Origin of the sequence: Uliginosibacterium silvisoli (genome assembly GCF_036017035.1) — a bacterium.
Taxonomy (GTDB): Bacteria; Pseudomonadota; Gammaproteobacteria; order Burkholderiales; family Rhodocyclaceae; genus Viridibacterium; species Viridibacterium silvisoli.
Genome location: NZ_JAYXHS010000003.1, coordinates 345442 through 362320, shown reverse-complemented (window position 1 = coordinate 362320; position 16879 = coordinate 345442). Strand labels below are relative to the sequence as shown.

General features: G+C 57.5%; 15 protein-coding genes and 1 pseudogene. 6 read left to right on the top strand and 10 right to left on the bottom strand.

What is annotated here, in order from left to right:
• Window positions 1-26 precede the first annotated feature (26 nt).
• From VVD49_RS16445 to VVD49_RS16435, 3 genes are all read left to right on the top strand, one after another.
• Window positions 27-701, top strand: a complete 675-nt coding sequence (locus VVD49_RS16445) for a hypothetical protein (protein ID WP_327600296.1) — start codon at window positions 27-29, stop codon at window positions 699-701.
• Between the two features lie 157 nt (window positions 702-858).
• Complete coding sequence (gene motD / locus VVD49_RS16440) at window positions 859-1728, top strand: flagellar motor protein MotD (protein ID WP_327600295.1); 870 nt, start codon at window positions 859-861, stop codon at window positions 1726-1728.
• 243 nt (window positions 1729-1971) lie between these two features.
• Window positions 1972-2874 carry a DMT family transporter gene (locus tag VVD49_RS16435; protein WP_327600294.1) on the top strand — a complete coding sequence of 301 codons (903 nt, stop codon included), beginning with the start codon at window positions 1972-1974 and terminating at the stop codon, window positions 2872-2874.
• On the opposite strand, the gene VVD49_RS16430 is transcribed toward VVD49_RS16435, so the two are convergent.
• Window positions 2853-4349 carry an FMN-binding glutamate synthase family protein gene (locus VVD49_RS16430; RefSeq protein WP_327600293.1) on the bottom strand — a complete coding sequence of 499 codons (1497 nt, stop codon included), beginning with the start codon at window positions 4347-4349 and terminating at the stop codon, window positions 2853-2855. The two genes, VVD49_RS16435 and VVD49_RS16430, sit on opposite strands and share 22 nt — an antisense overlap.
• 99 nt (window positions 4350-4448) lie before the next feature.
• On the opposite strand from VVD49_RS16430, the gene nadC reads away from it, so the two are divergent.
• Entirely contained in the window at window positions 4449-5291 is an 843-nt protein-coding gene (nadC, locus tag VVD49_RS16425; protein ID WP_327600292.1) for a carboxylating nicotinate-nucleotide diphosphorylase, read from the top strand.
• Between the two features lie 83 nt (window positions 5292-5374).
• Window positions 5375-5512 (top strand): hypothetical protein, encoded by a 138-nt coding sequence (locus VVD49_RS16420; RefSeq protein WP_327600291.1) that lies wholly within the window; start codon window positions 5375-5377, stop codon window positions 5510-5512.
• Between the two features lie 558 nt (window positions 5513-6070).
• Here VVD49_RS16420 and VVD49_RS16415 read toward each other — a convergent pair.
• Both VVD49_RS16415 and VVD49_RS16410 read right to left on the bottom strand, forming a co-directional pair.
• Window positions 6071-7084, bottom strand: coding sequence for a BamA/TamA family outer membrane protein (locus VVD49_RS16415; RefSeq protein ID WP_327600290.1), 1014 nt, complete (start codon window positions 7082-7084; stop codon window positions 6071-6073).
• Between the two features lie 176 nt (window positions 7085-7260).
• On the bottom strand, window positions 7261-7995 hold the full coding sequence (locus VVD49_RS16410) for an HXXEE domain-containing protein (RefSeq protein WP_327600289.1): 735 nt from the start codon (window positions 7993-7995) through the stop codon (window positions 7261-7263).
• Between the two features lie 205 nt (window positions 7996-8200).
• On the opposite strand from VVD49_RS16410, the gene VVD49_RS16405 reads away from it, so the two are divergent.
• Complete coding sequence (locus VVD49_RS16405; RefSeq protein ID WP_327600288.1) at window positions 8201-8875, top strand: TetR/AcrR family transcriptional regulator; 675 nt, start codon at window positions 8201-8203, stop codon at window positions 8873-8875.
• Window positions 8876-9056: 181 nt separating this feature from the next.
• Here VVD49_RS16405 and VVD49_RS16400 read toward each other — a convergent pair whose 3' ends face one another.
• The 7 genes and pseudogenes from VVD49_RS16400 to VVD49_RS16375 all read right to left on the bottom strand — a co-directional run bounded on the left by VVD49_RS16400 (window position 9057) and on the right by VVD49_RS16375 (window position 16678).
• Window positions 9057-9401 carry an H-NS histone family protein gene (locus VVD49_RS16400; RefSeq protein WP_327600287.1) on the bottom strand — a complete coding sequence of 115 codons (345 nt, stop codon included), beginning with the start codon at window positions 9399-9401 and terminating at the stop codon, window positions 9057-9059.
• Between the two features lie 86 nt (window positions 9402-9487).
• Window positions 9488-9820, bottom strand: coding sequence for a hypothetical protein (locus VVD49_RS16395; protein ID WP_327600286.1), 333 nt, complete (start codon window positions 9818-9820; stop codon window positions 9488-9490).
• 123 nt (window positions 9821-9943) lie between these two features.
• A pseudogene (locus tag VVD49_RS21830) lies at window positions 9944-10342 on the bottom strand (TniQ family protein); the annotation flags it as partial.
• 28 nt (window positions 10343-10370) lie between these two features.
• Window positions 10371-11462, bottom strand: a complete 1092-nt coding sequence (locus tag VVD49_RS16390; protein ID WP_327600285.1) for a TnsD family Tn7-like transposition protein — start codon at window positions 11460-11462, stop codon at window positions 10371-10373.
• Window positions 11463-12106: 644 nt separating this feature from the next.
• Window positions 12107-13627: a hypothetical protein gene (locus VVD49_RS16385; RefSeq protein WP_327600284.1), complete on the bottom strand. Its 1521-nt coding sequence runs from the start codon at window positions 13625-13627 to the stop codon at window positions 12107-12109.
• Window positions 13620-16082 (bottom strand): hypothetical protein, encoded by a 2463-nt coding sequence (locus VVD49_RS16380; protein ID WP_327600283.1) that lies wholly within the window; start codon window positions 16080-16082, stop codon window positions 13620-13622. Before VVD49_RS16380 ends, VVD49_RS16385 begins: the two co-directional genes overlap by 8 nt.
• Entirely contained in the window at window positions 16079-16678 is a 600-nt protein-coding gene (locus VVD49_RS16375; protein ID WP_327600282.1) for a PDDEXK family nuclease, read from the bottom strand. The genes VVD49_RS16380 and VVD49_RS16375 overlap by 4 nt, the downstream gene beginning before the upstream one ends.
• Window positions 16679-16879 lie beyond the last annotated feature (201 nt).

Here is a 16879-nt window from a genome sequence, read left to right as displayed (position 1 = left end):
CTGGACAACAAAACAAGGGGACAAGAATGAACCGGATGTCGCTGCTGCGTGCCGTATTGGCATGCTCGCTCGCCGCAGGCGTTGCGGCTGCAAATTCAATGGAATACGTTGCCAAGGGTAATGTATTGACGCTGTCGGGGATGGTAACGGGCGATGACGTCCTCAAGCTCAAGACTGCGCTTGTGCCGGAAATCAAGTTCGTCATCCTGAAAGGACCTACCGGCAGTGATTTTCAGGACGCACTGTATGCAGCCCACGCGGTTCATGATGCAAAGGTGACGACCGTTGTGCAGGGTGTCTGTGGTTACGCTTGCGCACGCATGTTCCTGGCCGGCACGCAGCGCATGTTCTCGGGTGACGTGAGTGTGGAAAGATCCGTGGTGGAGCTGTCCGCACGCGCGCAGTACTTCGACTTCAGCAAGACATCGGACGACAGCAAGAATCTCAAGAGCGTGGTGGACTTTCCTTTCTCGGTCTGGCTGAAGTACGCCTTTCCGAATACGGGTGCAGGTAGCTTTTCCGTGGGTGCGATCCTGGTCATGCATCCCGACGTGAAGAAGAACGCCAGCGTGCTGGGTTGTCTGCCCGAGGCACGCAAGCGCGAGGATTGCGCGCCGCTCCCTGAATTGAGTGCACTTGAAACCAAGGTCATTACGACGACCGAGCTGTTCCGAGTGCCTCGCGGTGTGGCGCCGGAGTAGGCGCTGGAGCTCTCATGCCGGAGCGTCGGTGTGACATGACAGAAAGCCGTGGCATGCCACGGCTTTTTGTTTTCGGGGGCCGGGCCTGTCAAGTTACGGTACAAGCCTGCCGATATGTCTGAAGGAATTGCGGGTCCTTGACAGGAAAACTGACGGCATGGCGAGAAAGCGGCACGAAGAAGAACACGAGAATCACGAGCGATGGCTGGTGTCCTACGCGGACTTCATCACATTGCTGTTCGCCTTTTTCGTTGTCATGTACGCCGTCAGCTCGGTCAACGAAGGCAAATACCGGGTGCTGTCCGACTCGCTGGTGAACGCCTTCCGGAGCGAGGCCAATGTGATCGGGGCGACCATTGTTTCCCCCCCCAGTGCTACGGGCTCGCCGGTTCCAGTGATCATTGCACATACGCCCAAGGCCGATCCGCAAGTCGAGGCGCAACGCGCCAAACAGCGCGCCAAGATGCGCAATATGGCGGACGAGATTCGTCGCGTGCTCGAGCCTCTGGTCAAAGGCGGGCAGGTTAGGGTGAACGAAGGCATTCATGGCATTGCCGTGGAAATCAACGCAAGCGTGCTGTTTTCTCCGGGCGAAGCGGCGCTGGGGCCGCCCGCCACGCGTGCGTTGATGGCGGTGGCTGCAGTCATTGCGCCGGCTGAATTCCCGGTGACCATCGAAGGACACACCGACACGATTCCGATCAGTACGCCCATGTTTGCGTCGAACTGGGAGTTGTCGGCCGTGCGCGCTTCGTCGGTCGTGCGCTTGTTTGCAGGCGCAGGAGTTGATCCACGCAGGCTCACTGCCGCGGGTTATGGCGACCAGCGGCCGGTTGCCGACAATTCGACGCAGGAAGGGCGTGCGCGTAATCGGCGTGTGGCCATCCTGATCGAGTCCATGCTGCCGGAAGTGGGGTCGGCCAACTCCCCGGCGACTGCTTCCGACGCGGCGGGGGCACTCGGTACGCTGGAAGATCAGCCGCTTGGGTTGCCAGCTCCGCCTCCATCTGACGCCTCCAGACCTTGATTTACATGGGCGTACCGCCTGCAGGGTGAGCCACTTGCCGAGCACGGCCGCGGAATCTTTTGAACCAATATGCCCCGCATGCGACGGGGCGTTCTTTGGGGCGTAGTACTGTCGGGTGTGCAGGCGTTGCGTGTCGGGCGCGTGTCTGTTCGCCCGGGCCATTCAATCCCGAATATGTTTCTCGCCAGGTCTGGTGCATATTGTCGTCCTGACCGCTTCCTGTCTGTTGCCGCCGCTTCCCTGATGCTCCGTCTTCTCCCTTCTGCGGGTACGCCGCGCGTACCGCTACGCGGCATGCTGGTCTACGCGCTGGCCTTGTTGTTTTTTTCCGGCATGGATGCCGTGTCCCGCTATCTCGCGTTGCGCCATCCCGTGCCCCAGGTGGCCTGGCTGCGTTACGGGGTGCACCTGCTGCTGATGACCGTCATCTTCGGACCCTCGATGGGGCGCACGCTGCTTCACACGCAGCGGCGGGCTCTCATTCTGCTGCGCTCGCTGTGCCTGTTCTTCATCACCTTGTTCATGATGTTCGCGCTGCGCCGCTTGCCGCTGGCGGAGGCAACATCGATTCTCTTCGTAGCCCCCTTGCTGGTGGTCTTGCTGGCTCGCCCCGTATTGCAGGAACGCATTGGAGTGGTGCGTTGGGTCGCTGTCCTCGTTGGCTTCTCGGGGGTGCTTCTGGTCGTGCGGCCAGGCGGCGATCTTGATGCCATCGGCGTGGGATTTGCATTGATGACCGCGCTGGCAGGCACGGCTTACCAATTGATGACGCGCATCCTTAGCCACACGGAGAACCCGATCGTCATGCTCTACTACTCGGCGCTGGTGGGCACCGTATTGTTCGGCGTAAGCCTGCCCTGGTTCTGGTTCGAGGCGATGCCGTCACTGCTGGACGCTGTGTTGTATGGCAGCCTGGGCGTCCTGGGTTTTGTGGGTCACCTTTGCTTTACGCTGGCCTACCGTGACGCGCCGGCCTCGCTGCTTGCGCCGGTGACCTACCTGCAACTCGTTTGGGCGGGCTTGCTCGGTTGGCTGATTTTCGGGCAATTGCCTGACGGGTACACGCTGCTGGGCATGCTGATCGTCGCGGCTTCGGGGATCGTGGTGGCAATCGCGGGCAGAGCTCAGGACGATGTAGCGGGGTAGGGATAAATCGTTGACAGCGCCTCGGTGCGTCCCGTCGGCTGCGTAATGCGTACGTGTTCCCGGCGGAATTCGCGTGCGTGACGCAAACCGCAGGAGTGGGCAATCGTGTCGATTTCGCGATTCATGTTGTCGCAGTAGTTGGCGACACGTGTGGTCTTGTCCTCCACGACGAGGCCGCGCTGCAGCTTCTGGTCGTGTGTGGAGACCCCGGTCGGGCAGGTGTTGGTGTGGCACCGCAAGGCCTGGATGCAGCCCAGGGCGAACATGAAGCCGCGCGCCGTATTCACGAAATCGGCGCCGCAGGCCAGTGCCCATGCTGCGCGTGCCGAGGTGACGATCTTGCCCGAGGCGACGACCTTGACGCGCTCTTTCATGCCCGCCGCAATCAGCGCATCTACCGCGCGTGGCAGGGCCTCCGTAATGGACAGGGCGACGTGGTCCGCGAGCGCTTGCGGCGCTGCGCCGGAGCCGCCTTCGCCGCCATCGATGATGAGGAAGTCGGGCGCAGCATGCAGACCACGCCGCAGCGTTTCTTCGCACAGCTCGTTCATGAACTGCCAGCCGCCGAGCGGCGTCTTGATGCCTACCGGTTTGCCCGTGACGTCGCGCACACGCTCGATGAAGTCCAGGAGCTCGCGCATATTGGCAATATCCGTGTGCCGGTTCGGGCTGATCGAATCGAGGCCTGCAGGTATGCCGCGAATGCGCGCAATTTCAGGCGTGACCTTGGCGCCCGGCAGCACGCCACCCTTGCCCGGCTTTGCGCCCTGGCCGAGCTTGATTTCGAACGCGCGCACCGTTTCGTGCGCAGCGAGTGCACGCAGGCGCTCCAGCGAGAATGCGCCGTCGCTGTCGCGCACGCCGTACTTCGCCGTACCGATCTGCATGATGAGGTCGCAGCCGCCTTCGAGGTGGTACGGCGACAGGCCGCCTTCGCCTGTACCCATCCAGCATCCTGCGTTGTGGGCACCTTTGGAGAGCGCCTGTATTGCAGGTTTTGATATGGCGCCGAAGCTCATGCCGCTGACATTCACGATGGAGCGCGCGGTGAAAGGCGTCTCGCAGTGGTCAGCGCCAATGATGAGCGGCGGTGTTGGCAGGCGGTCCTCTTCAAGCACCGCAAAGGGCGCGTTCACGAAGATCAACGAGCCGGGCTCCATCAGGCGATAGGTCGAGCCGAAACCGATGACGCCGCCTTCGTTCTTCGCCAGCCGATAGATCCACGAGCGCGTCGAGCGATCGAACGGCATCTCGTCGCGATCGCCGAGAAAGAAATACTGGCGGAAGTATTCGCCGAGTTGCTCGAAGAAATAACGCAGCCGGCCGACGATAGGGTAGTTGCGCAGAATGGTGTGTTTCTTCTGCGTGATGTCCTGTACGTACCAATAAACCAGCAAGGCAATGATGATCAGCGCCAGGATAGTGCCAAGACTGACACTCAGGGCCGTAACGATGCTTGGTGCGACATCCTTCATGAATTGCTCCCTGCGTGTACAATCGTGCCATCAGATCACCTGGCAGTACCTACGATCATGGCCTTGACCCAACCAGCAATTCATCCAGCAGCTCATCAGATGAGCCAGCAATTGCGCGTCGAGATTCAGCGGGAAGTCGCCAGCGCGCTTGCTGAAGATATCGGCACGGGCGATCTTACAGCACAGTTGATTCCCTTAGCTGCGACTGCAACGGGGCGCGTCGTGACACGACAGGATGCCGTGCTCTGCGGTGCAGCCTGGTTCGATACCGTATTCCAGATGCTGGATCCGGAGTCTTCCGTCGTATGGCATGCCCGCGATGGAGACCAGATCAAGGCTGGCCAGGTGTTGTGCGACATCTTTGCGAGTGCGCGCAGCCTGCTGACGGCCGAGCGTACCGCGCTGAACTTCCTGCAACTGCTTTCCGGCACCGCCACCACGACCTCGCGTTTCGTGGCCGCAGTGGCGGGGACCAAGGCACGTATCGTCGATACCCGCAAGACTTTGCCGGGCCTGCGTCTGGCGCAGAAGTATGCGGTGTGCATGGGCGGTGGACAGAATCACCGTATCGGCCTCTACGATGGCGTCCTGATCAAGGAAAACCACATCATTGCTGCGGGCGGTGTGAAGCAGGCGCTGAAGCGTGCGCTGGAAATCGCCCCTTCGAATGCTTTCATCGAAATCGAGGTGGAGAGCCTCGACGAGCTGAAGGAGGCGCTTGCGGCTGGCGCCCGCATGGTCTTGCTGGACAATATGTCGATTGACGAAATGCGCGAAGCGGTCAGTGTCACCGCAGGGCGAGCGCAGCTCGAAGCCTCCGGAGGCGTGGGTTTGGAGCGCGTGCGCGAGATTGCCGAAACAGGCGTGGATCGTATTTCCGTTGGCGGCCTGACCAAGGACGTGCGTGCGATCGATCTGTCGCTGCGGCACATCGAAGAGTAATCAGAAAAGAAGAAGAGTGGCGGCCAGCTTGTAGTTGCTGCCGTGTGGATTGGCGTTGGACTTGTTGCTGGAGTGTTTGCCTGATGTGGTTCTACGTTTACTACTGTGTTGCGATTGCCATACTCATCATGCATTTCACCGGTTTTCTGGGGCGCCGTAATCTCGAATGGCTGATTTACGTTCTGGCCGTGACAGTTTTCCCTGCGGTCATCTATCTCTGACGCATCGCAGGCGCGTAGCTGATCCGGCGCTTGCCCAATAAAAAAGCCCCGATTTTCATCGGGGCTTTTTTGTTACTGCGCTTGATATTCGACGATAAAAAACTCGTAACTGTGAGTCGCGATTTCATTGAGTTTTGCCCGAGGATAAAGGTAAATCTGATGCCGAAAAGTCGTAAAAACTCGACGAATTCCGCGATTCAGTCGGGCGCTTGAAATAAAAAACTCGTAATTCGGAGCGCTTTGTCGATTAGCGCATTTTATGCGCACCCAGAAGGAGAAATTCAACGTAGGCGTGGGACTGGAGAATCGTGGCTGAATTGCAGCCGCGACAACGATTGACGACGGAACGATTGCTCCGTGAGGCTTATGACAGCTTCTCGGCCGAAGCGGACGGTGACGCTCAATTCCATGAACGGCCGCTCTGTAGTGATGTCTGTCGTTGGCCGACGGTGGGCAGGCTCAAAGCCTAACAACCGAACCTGGAAGAGGAAAGTGCTCTTGGGCTATTGCAGGTGCGGCCCGGACATCAGTGGCCGATCAAATATTTCCTGCGTGACATTAGAAGGTGTAGCCCGTCTTCAGGATCACGCCGCTGTTGCCGGCTTTGCCTTGTGCATATTCAAGATTCAGGACGATACCCACTTCGGGTTTAAGGATGTACTGAACGCCCGCGCCCGCCATTGGAAAGAGGTTGGAATTGTCCGAGCAACTCTTGCCGTTGCCGTAGGTGCAGGAAAGGGCCGCGAACAACGTGGCCGTCCATCTCTGTGCAAGCTTGAAGCGCTCTTCACCCTCGAACTGCGACACGTACTTGCCGGTGTACTGACCCGTCTTGTAGCCGCGTAATTGAACTGGCGCGAGGTTTTGCGTAGGCGCATCACTGGTCAGGTGATTGAGCTGCCGAAGTGCGAATACATTGCCATCGCCATGCGGAATGTAGTGACGGAAGTCGGCGCGGTAGACGTCAAAATTATTGGCACCACCCAAGGCCTCGCGGTAGGCCAGATTGTTCAGGCTGACGACCCAGCCTCGGCTTGGTTTGAAGTCGTTGTCGCGCGAATCGTAATAGCCGACGACGCCCAGGCCGCCCGACTTGTAGGGAGCGACACCGAGGACGTCGAGCACCTGTTCATCGAATGCTGTAGCGCCCGCAATTGTGAAGTTCTGATAGATCCCCTGAACGCCGATAAACCAGTCGCCAGAAACCCGGTAGAGATAGCGCAGGATGCCTGACCTCAACTCGGCATTGTTCTTCAAGGGAACGCCGGTGCCGAGATAGTCGGTGTAGTCGTTCTTGATATTGCCGTAGGTCATACCGATGTTCAGCCGCTGGCGGTCCTCGTCATAGGAGGTCCTCGCAAACGCTCCTGCGACAATCGAGTCGGTGCTCGAGTACTGCAAAGTCGTGGCGAACATTGAAGGGCGAGACTTCTCGTCGAATCGAGTCAGGTAGCCCGCGGTCGCACCTAGTGTTGTGCCAAGTTTCGGATTGCTGGTGAAAACCGGTGCGAGAAGCCATGGGGATGGCTTCTCCGGCGCTGGCGCAGATTCCTGTGCCTTGTCGGTCGGCACGCTGGGCGCTGCCGTTTGCGCAAACGCCCAAGGGCCACAAAGCGCCAATGCCGTGCACGACACCATGCGCGGCAACAATGCGCGCCCGCAACGAAGACTTGGCGAGGAGGAGCGCATATCGCCTTTCCGATATCGAAGGAATCGAGTGACCCGGGCTTGCTCCAGGACGCGCTTGTCTATCGCGGCGGAACTGGCCGCAACGATTCAGGTTTGAAGAACTTGCTGGCAATGGCCGCCAAGATGATCGGCATGAATCCGACCAGCGCGGCATAGGCCAGTAGGCCCGCATCGCCGAACAGCCCGGCCTTGTAAAGCCCGTAGCCCATGAAAAGGAACGTGTGCGTGAGAGCTCCGGCGGCGTATGCCGTGCCCACGACCTTGCCACTGTATGGGCCGCGAATCGCGCTGACGTAAATGACCCAGAGAGAGAACGGAATGAATAGGAAGAGCGCACTCCACAAACCGGTGTTGTAAGCGCCCGCCGCGATTCCGCCGAAGGTGTGCACAAATCCATTGGCGAAGAGCAGACCCCAGAAACTGAGGCCGATAAGGACGTTGCGCCTGAAAATGTATGCCGCGAGCGGTGCCCCGAACCACATGAGTGCGATGTTCACCACTGGGTAGAAGGCCAGCGGAATCGGGCAATCCGGATACGGCGGGAATCCGATCTTCTCGCAGATCATTTCTTGAATGGAGTAAGGAAGACCAATCGTCGGCAGGCTGTATTCCTCGAACTGATGGACCCAGTAAAACGGCACCGCCAGCCATGCCAGCCACTCCGGATCACGCCATCGCGATACTGTGGTGCTCGCGCGGAATGTGTCGGTCGCCAACAGCATGACAAACATTACGATTGCGCCGCCTATCCCTATGAACGGCCAGACGGTGTAGAACCAGTGCTGTGTTTGCATGCTGTTCCCCTGTTGAGTTGTGACTGTTATTGATGAGCTAGAAGGGCTTGGCCCGTGCTAGAAAATCAAAAAACGTTGATGCCTGACTCGCCGCGCGCAAAACACTAAAGAGATATGACCGGGGAGCGCGGCTGCGGACGAGTTTGAATCGGATTCAATCTCGTATCTGCAGATTAATCGCTGACACAACATTTTTCAATGCAGAATGATGACGAAATCATTAAATAGACGCCGCACCGACGGCGATGCAACCCGCGAGCGACTCTTGGAGGCGGGAGGCGAACTCTTCGCCGCAGACGGCTACGCAACGACCACAGCCAAAGCAGTGGCGGCCCGGGCGGAAGTGAGCCTGTCCTTGATCCACTACTACTTTGGCAGCCGTGAAGGGCTCTACCAGGCCGTGCTGATTGAGGCCCACCGACGCCTTGTCGATCTGGACGATCTGCGCCGCATTGCTGAAAGCAGCCTGTCCGCAACGGCGAAGTTGCGCGCAATGATTGGCGGCCTGGTACGGCAAGCGACCAGACGTCAGCTGGGATGGCATATCCACGTGCTGGCCAAGGAAGTCTTCGCGCCTTCAGGGCATTTCCCTGTACTGTTTCAGGCGGAAGTGATCGCCAAGCTGTCCATCGTTAAGCAGATACTCAGCGACATCACGGCGATTCCTGCGGACGACCCCGCGCTCGTGCGCTGCGTGGTCAGCGTGGTGGCGCCGTGCACGATGCTGCTGCTGGGCGCGAGGGGCGCACCCGGCCCTCTGGATCAAACCCGTCGTATGCCTCGCAAAGTTGTCATTACACATCTGCACAGCTTCGCAATTGCCGGGCTCGGGGCAATCGCCAGTGAGCACGGGCGCCGTGACCAAGTCCCGTCGAGATAGTGCCCCAAGGTGCCGCGGTCGCGTCCGACCGGCTGTGCCAAAAGTGAGTGCAAGTCCATGACCTTCCGTGCGAAGGATGAACGTCGCTGGCGGCTAATTGGTGGCAGCGGTCGTTGTGCGTTGTTACCGCGACCGACCGCTTTGGCCGAATATGCGTCACCGGCTTGCGCGTTGGTGCTCATCAAACCGCAAAGTCCTCGAGAGCTTTCCCTTGCGCCAGCGCGTCGCGGAGCCATTGTGGTCGAGGACCACGTCCAACCCAGGTATTGTCTGTGCCATCCCGGTACTTGATCTGGGAGCGCTTCTTCTTTGTTTTAGTCGTCGCCTTCTTCGTTGAGTCTTGATCGAGCTTTGGCTTCGGACCACGCTTCGCGCTTAAACCAAGGTCGCTCGCTGTCAAACCGTAAGCTTCGATAGCTTGCTTGATGCGAGCGACAACTTCAGCTGCTTCCTTGCGTTTTAGTGCTTCTGCCTCACGTGTCAGGGCGGTGATCTGCTTCTGGAGCTGTGCATACGTTTTCGTCATTTAGAAGTCCTTTTAGGAGTTACAGACAGGTGACTTAGAAAAGTGCGTCTCGTTTGATTTGCGCACACGGATTCTGCACACAGTTCTCAGTTCAAGGCTCTTTTGGAACAGTAGCCGACTGCCCAAGAATGATCTTTTTCAAGAAGTACGATCATCGCTAGGATGCGGCCAGCGGAAGAGCCGCTATGGAAGAACGCGTCGATCTCAGGAGTGAATGCCCCTGGACGCTTACCCATGGGATGTCCAAGCGCCTCGTACCACCAGTTGTGTGAGGTTTTCTGATAGGCGACGTCGCTCAGAAGCGGGGCTTCCTTTCCAAAGCACCTCCAGTCGCGGATGGCATGGACGTACAGGCATCTCCACAAACGGGCGATTGAAATCTGGTTTTGGCCCGTGAGCAATCTGGTCACGTTGAGCATGTATCGATATTCGAGATCCCAGCGGTCCGGGAATGGTTCATCGATACACGGCACTCCGGTACCTATAAGCTCATGTGGCTGTTCGCTGAGAGCGGCCGATGAATGTCGCATCAATGGAATCTTGTGTTTCAGACACCAACAGATACCTGGAACGTGATGCAGCCTCCGCCAATACGATCTGCCCCAAGTCTCGGCATCCTCGAACGAACACTTCGGGCAATGCGAAAGCTGGCCGTTTCTACCTGAGAATATCTTGCATCCGTGCCGTGCCACAGGAATGCGAGTAGAGGCAAAAGAGTCGTAACTGAATAGCTGGTAGAAGGCCAATACGGAATGCCTCCGTACAAGGTCCCGTTCAGACAATCCTGCCAGAACACCAATCTCAGCGGCGCGCGTCCTCGTTCGGATTCCTCGATCTCGGACCACTCTGAGCATTTGGATTTCTGTAACGTTGTTGATGCGACTAACAAAACTTAGGAACCCGCTTCCCAGTTCGTCGGGCAGGATGGTGGGCAGCTGCATATTATTCAACGATCTTTCCTCAGTCGTTCTAGTCGGATGACCGATGCGTGTGCTGCAAGATTTCTGCAATCGCGGCTCGGCTTTTGGGAAGGCGGTCTAGCCGCGGTGAAAACGAGAGCTTGGGCAAACGCCGGAGTATCGCGGGCGGCTTGATCCTCTCCCAGCTCTGCAACTGGAAGTCGAAAGCGAGCTGGGCGATCGCGCGAGCGCACTCTGCATCGCGTGCTTCCCAGTCAACCCTTGGGCGACGTTTGATCCGTGGTCTTGCAACGGCGGAGTAGGGCGCTGGAAGTCGTTCAGTCAGCCACGCGCGGTCATGCCGAGATAGCCAGCTAAACCCACCACCCTCCAGTTTTCGGAGTTGCCCTCTGGTGATGGTTGGCTCGGCGGCGATGGCTGACAGGAATGCCTGTCGGTACTTCTCTCGTTTCCATTCCAGGTTGGCAGCTTTCCATCGCTGCATTTGTTCTGGTGACTCAGAGCAAATTCGATCTATGGTGGATTCGGACAGTTCGAGTTGATCTCCGATGAGGACCAAGGGGAGTCCATCATCAAGCAAGCGTCTGGCTTCGGAGAGCACTCCATCGGTCAGCTTCTTGGGCCTCTTCGGGACCGGCTGGCCAAGCTTTGCCAACCAGCGCATCGCGGTGCCCACATCGACACCTTCTTCACGGCACGCCTTCGAAAGGGAAATATTTCCCGCCTCGCGCTTCTGCGAGATGGCCAACAGAGGCCCAATCAGGTGAGCCGGCGCACTTGGTCCTATCGGATTGTGGCAAGGGAGGTCAATTGGACTCGCTTCGGAAGATGCAGGCGGCCCCATGTGACCCTCCCAGGAAACCACGGCATTGAAGAGGTCCCATGTGCCGAACAGGAAGTGAATCAACAGCAGATGGCTTACCGGATTCGCTGGCGATCGCGGCTTTCTCACAAGCCTTAGCATTCCCTCAACGCAGCGCGGAGTAACGATCCGATCGAAGGGACGTACGGTTGCCAGTGGCTGGTAAGTGCGTTCAAACCGTCCCACAAACTCTGTGGCTCTAACTTGTCCTGTGCGCGTCAACAATCCATTCTGCTTCATGCCATGCAGATAGGCTTGGTGGAGTGTTGCGGCGCTCATGTCACCGCGGTCACTTCGCAGCGACATGCCCCCCAGTTTTGCCAATTGGCAGAACAGGGCAGTGGGCCGATCTATAAGTGGGACCGGACTCTCTCCATGATCTCGCGAGTCCAAAGGCAAGTGGAGACTCGTCCAGCCGGTCCCGTCCGCCCTGATGCCGGCCTCGTGCAAAGCACACCCATGTTCCGGGCATACCAGTGTGCTTGGTAGCTGATGCTCCCTATGCCAGTAGGCGAACCCAAATTGGTTCAGATCGTTCCTGGCGCACTCCATGCAATGACGCAGAGGAAGTAACGCGCCAGTCGGACATGGAGGGAGGCCCAGGGAAAATTTGAGATGCTCGACCGAGCCGCCACACATATGCTGCAAAGCCTCTTCGCGTGATGGCGCCGATCTGAATCGGAGGAAGTAAGGAATGGTCGTGAAATCATTAACAATGCACGCTGGCTCGCCGTACTGACCCTGCGTCGCAGAACAGAAGTGATCAAGGTTCGATGGAAAATCATGCCGAAGGCCTGCATACGGCGACCCGAACAGCAATTGACTCATAGCTCGTCCGTCGCAACCATTGAGTCGAGCGGTAAGGCCCACAATTGAATAAAGGGTGATGTCGTGACAGATCGGAGAGAGCAAGAGCGACGCGCTCATGCTTCGGCACCTGCATTTGCAATCACGCCTGCGAGCCCATCCATATGGCTTTTCTTGAGACCTCTGCGCAGGTCATCGTCAGATAAAGTCTTGTTCAGCTCTTCACGTTTGGCTTTCTTGTTTGTTTTTTTGGTCTGCTCCGATTTGAACTGTGTCTGTCCAGCCGTGGGGCCACCGGTAGCTGGGTTCGACCCTGCATTGCTCTTCCGTTTACCCGCTTGATTCGGCGCGCCTGATTGCTGTTCAACGCCTTCGCTTGGGACTTCATTGAACTGCCAGTGCTTTTTATAGAAACCGACGTCGACGTCCTGCTGTTCCATCAATAGTTCTGCATTCCTATACGTGAAGCCGTCTGCTAACGGACGGTGCTTCCTGAATTGGGGCGACTCATAAACTGCGGTGATGTCTTCCGGGCATAAGCTATCCGCTTCTCCGAAGAGGGCGTCTCTTTGAGCCATGCACCACAGGCAGAGCGCCAGCCGCGCAATACCACCGCTATACCTGCGGAGGAGACGCTTGCATTCGTCGGGGTCTGTTATGGGTATGTTTAAGCAATAGAAGCGCATGACGCCTCCGCCGATGGCGTCCCAGTCCGTGTCCGCATCGACACGGTCATCTTCGTCGATCGCAATCGCCCCTACAGGTGTGAAGTGCTCACAGGGAGTGCTGTACAGGCGTGTGGAGTCCTGGCTATGTGTTATCCAGTCGAACGCGAGTTCGTTGCCGAGGAACACAATTGGTATTCCCGAATTCATAAGCATCAGCAGGAAATTCTGAATGTGCTGAGAATGGGGCCCAATGACGAGGTTACGTAGCTGCCCCTCCTCTAAGAATATGATGCCGGTGTAGTGTGCAATCAATCGACATACAGTGGCGACAGCAAGGTTCTCGACTGATTTGAATTTTCTCGGAAGGTCGGTCGCATAGGTTGTGCCCAGAACTTTGTCCATCTCGTGAAGAATGCCTGTCAGGAAACCGCCGCGAGTACCGTCGTGGCTGATCGACACCTCAAGGTAGACGAGTTGGGTCATCGCCTGCCATCCGGCCTCTTCATTCTTTCCATGGCGAATGAATGGCGGTAGCAGACTGCAAAAACGCTGCATGGTTACGCTTTTGCCCGTTCCGGTGGAACCTTTAGTGATCTGAACTGAAATGCCTCGAGTCGGTGTCAAGAACGGATGGGTCTTGTCATTGGGTTGGTGAGTTACCGCTTCCCAATAGAGTCGACGTGCTGCGGCAAATTCCGGGTTGCGCCTGCGCAAGCCGGCGTGAAGCATGCTGTTCCATGTAAGCGTCGTTCGGATGCACTGAGAGGTTGGCTCTAGTGGTGTTTTCTCCCCTACGAGAAGGCAGTCGATCTCGACTTGTGTCAGTTGAGAGAGGTCCAATCCTTCAAGGGGATCGAACGCTATAGCGCGAGCGAGCTCGGCTGGAGTCGAGTAGGACGGCAGTTGAGCGGTAAGAAGGTTTGGCGCATTGAACCAATGAGCTTGGGAGCTTGAGTTCAAGTTATGCATGAGACATCTCCGTTTGACGATCCCGAACGATCTGGGTGAAGACCGACCTCCTCCTGGCTGGAGGCGAGGAAATCTGCGCCGCCGGAGCTGCCGTGGCGACCTTCTGATCGTTGGTCGGCGGCTCTGAGACGACGTGCTCCGCTTGCGCTGGCTTGGTTGAGCCATCGGAATCAAGCTCGTCCTCGGATTCGCAAGCAACTTCGGTGGCCGTGTCACTTTCGGGGGGGACGAGCGGTTGTCCGTACAGAAGCTCTTCCTTCTCGGCCTCCCGATTTGCCTTCTTGCCTTTGCGAATCGAGGATCTGGACGGAGGCTTTCCTGCTTTTGCCAAGTCCTTTTGATATTCCTCCTCGGCGATCTGGTTTGTCCGCTCCTGCTCGCCCTCAACATCACTGATCTGGCGCTCCCGCGACCTCTCCGCTGCGTACTGCCGAAGCTTGTTGCCGTCTCCAAGCTGCTGAACGTCAGGCAATGCGCACTCTTCGAGAAGTCCCGGATCGGAGGTTCTGGCCTCTAGCGGGATCAGTTCACCTGTGTGGAGATCGCGGTAGTAGATTTCGCTAGGCCGATAGGGGTCATGCAGGAAATCATCGTCGAAGCTCGTGGCCAGCACGCGCGAGCGGGATACTTTTGAGGCAATGCATTTGGAATGTACTACTTTATGATTGCTGACGTACCTGACATTCGGAATGAACTCTCGCTTGTCCCCCTTTCTTGGGTCCAGGAGTTGGATGCCTTTCTGTGTGAATGTGCCTCGGATCGGAATGAGCAGAGCCATTCGTGCGTCGGCTTCGCTTAGCAGGCAGGTGGCCAAGTTGCCACGCTCGATTTCCCAGCGAGTCAGGTTGGCACGAGTTAGCTTGATCCCCTTTTCAACGAGGTCACGCTGCATTTCCAGCGTCGGTTCAATGTCGATCTCCATCGTGTTCCACAGGTAAATCAGTCGTGCTGTTTCACGAATGGCTTCCACGATGGTTAATCGGGCCAGAGCATCTGCTCGCTCTTCGCCGCGCTCCGTGCGTTGGCCGTGTGTGGTGCCCGCAAGATTGTGATCGCCAAGGCGATGAAATGAGTGATGTGTGGTCTCTACATCGCTATTGAGGTCCGACCGCGAAACAGCGATGAACTTGATGCCTGTTTGCGCGTTGCCAATTGCGGCCATCGCTGCTTTGGCACGCGCATCAGTGTTGTCGGCGTGTAACGCAGAAAATCGAATCGGGATCCAGTTGTTCGGATCCTGATTTTCTAGACCTAGCCAACGTAGCCACTCAGTCTTGTCTGTCATCGCATGAAGGTACGCCAGCTGAACCGGCAGACTGCCAGGAGCGTCCAGGCCCATGTAGAAGCCGGGTATGTATTTGTACTTTCCATCGACGATCAAAACGCGATGGGCTTGGCCGATCCGCTTTAGTCGATCGATCACGGAAACCAGTTCGACGTCTGTTGTTGTCGAGTCGATAGCGCCTCGCTGACCAATCTTCACGATTGCCTGGTTGGAGTCACCGAACAGTACGCGGCCTATGCGGGCAAGGGCACGGGGGGATAGTTGCTTCCTCCAGGACTCGTGACCCTCTGATCGCCGCAATCCCCAGTACTCGAATTGTGTCTTGGTAGGGCAGAGGGAGTCGGCGCGAACTTGGCGTTTGGGGTCACCGTTTTCGTCAAGCACCACGTCGGAGAAAAATTGACGTAGGAACTTCCGGTGAGCCTTCGCGATCGTCGTGCCTTTCAGGTAGTAGTTCCGCCAGCCAAATCCGCACATTGCCTTTTCTTCTTCCGAAAGAATGTGCCCCGTGGCGTTAGGCTCACCTGCCCGGGTGGGGATATTGCGGGCGCCAGGTTTCTTGGTGGTCAGCCTCCTCTCTTTTCCACGTCCTCCACAGCGAGCAGTGAACGGCGTGACGGACCCCGGCAGGGAGCCCTCGGCCCAATACTGGTGCAAAGCATCCGTGATGCGTCGGCGGAGACTATTTGTTTTCTCTGGAGTGTTCCCAAGCTTCTGAGCAAGGTTACAGATTTGCTCGGCCCTTATATCTGGATCAAATAGGCTTTCATTGGAGCCTGCGGCGTTGATCAGCGCTTCGACAAAGGCATATCGCTCGGTTCGTTGCTTGCGGGCGAACGACTGCTCCTGTCCCTTCTGGAGGTATTTCTTGTCCAGTTCCTCGGCTGTCGCTCGCACATCCGGCCGCAAAGGAAGCCCGCCAGGAAGGACAGTGAATTGCTTACTGATGACTGGGGAAAGCAGCCATGAGAGCTTTTCAACTCTGGGAGAACTGAAGTACAGACGGCCTGCTGACCGCTTTGGCGTTGCGCGAATAAAGACGATTCGATCGATTGCTGAGTTTACAAGCAATACTCTGAAGAACTCGCCCTCACGTTCAACGTCAGCATCTCCGTGATGGGACGCAATTACTTGGCCAGGTAATGGCGGGCGCGTGATGAATTGATTCACGGTGTGCCCCCGCCTAGCATGTCGCGCAGGCCTCGGCGGAGCCGTCTTCCGCCTGGGCGGGGTGGCCGGTTGCGGTGAAGATGCCGGCTCAGATCGCAGTCGATATGCTGGTGCCACAGCATGTGATCGAGCAAAAACGTAGCGTGATGGAGTGGCAGATTCCAGTCTTGTCGGAGGCGCGCGTGAGTTTCCGTCAACGATTCCTGCTGGGCTTTTTCAGGGCCGTCGGCATCGAGGAAATCTTTCAGAATTCGTGTCAGATGGTGCGCGGCTGGCAAGTTTGCGCAGCCCACGATGCTCTCTAGTTGCGCGAAGATTTTTTCGGGGTAAAGGCTTGCGTCGCCGATCAAGTATGTCGCGTGAATGTCTGCGGCAAAGCGACGCTCAGCTTCCAATTTCTCCGCCCCTCGGTCCAGAGGGTCAATGCGAAGATAACGCTCACTTTCAAGCGGTTTGATGGAAACCAAAGTTGTCCGCTTTCTCGGATCCGCGATCCAAGGAAGCATGAGCAGAAGATCGATGGTCCATAGATATGGGATCTTGGTGCCAGGAAAATTTCCGTGCCGGATTGCCGCCGCTAGGCAGATTTCCAGCATGCCCGCCGAGCGAGGCAGAGCGGCGTCCTCCCGTAGATTGCGCCCGAACTCGGGGTGTGGGTGCGGCCACGGCCAAAGCGGATATTGCTCCCGAACGCATGCGCCGCACCATGCTGCAAGCAGCGCAATGAACCACTCGCTATGCGACAGAAAATGACATGGACGTCTAAAGGGAGGAAGTGCCTTCCGGACTTGAACTGA

Bases quoted from the DNA above. Each gene is read 5' to 3' on its own strand.
- VVD49_RS16445 (WP_327600296.1), top strand. From the start codon at position 27: ATGAACCGGATGTCGCTGCTGCGTGCCGTATTGGCATGCTCGCTCGCC.
- motD (WP_327600295.1), top strand. From the start codon at position 859: ATGGCGAGAAAGCGGCACGAAGAAGAACACGAGAATCACGAGCGATGG.
- VVD49_RS16435 (WP_327600294.1), top strand. From the start codon at position 1,972: ATGCTCCGTCTTCTCCCTTCTGCGGGTACGCCGCGCGTACCGCTACGC.
- VVD49_RS16430 (WP_327600293.1), bottom strand. From the start codon at position 4,349: ATGAAGGATGTCGCACCAAGCATCGTTACGGCCCTGAGTGTCAGTCTT.
- nadC (WP_327600292.1), top strand. From the start codon at position 4,449: ATGAGCCAGCAATTGCGCGTCGAGATTCAGCGGGAAGTCGCCAGCGCG.
- VVD49_RS16420 (WP_327600291.1), top strand. From the start codon at position 5,375: ATGTGGTTCTACGTTTACTACTGTGTTGCGATTGCCATACTCATCATG.
- VVD49_RS16410 (WP_327600289.1), bottom strand. From the start codon at position 7,995: ATGCAAACACAGCACTGGTTCTACACCGTCTGGCCGTTCATAGGGATA.
- VVD49_RS16405 (WP_327600288.1), top strand. From the start codon at position 8,201: ATGATGACGAAATCATTAAATAGACGCCGCACCGACGGCGATGCAACC.
- VVD49_RS16400 (WP_327600287.1), bottom strand. From the start codon at position 9,401: ATGACGAAAACGTATGCACAGCTCCAGAAGCAGATCACCGCCCTGACA.
- VVD49_RS16395 (WP_327600286.1), bottom strand. From the start codon at position 9,820: ATGCTCAACGTGACCAGATTGCTCACGGGCCAAAACCAGATTTCAATC.
- VVD49_RS16390 (WP_327600285.1), bottom strand. From the start codon at position 11,462: ATGAGCGCCGCAACACTCCACCAAGCCTATCTGCATGGCATGAAGCAG.
- VVD49_RS16385 (WP_327600284.1), bottom strand. From the start codon at position 13,627: ATGCATAACTTGAACTCAAGCTCCCAAGCTCATTGGTTCAATGCGCCA.
- VVD49_RS16375 (WP_327600282.1), bottom strand. From the start codon at position 16,678: ATGCTGGAAATCTGCCTAGCGGCGGCAATCCGGCACGGAAATTTTCCT.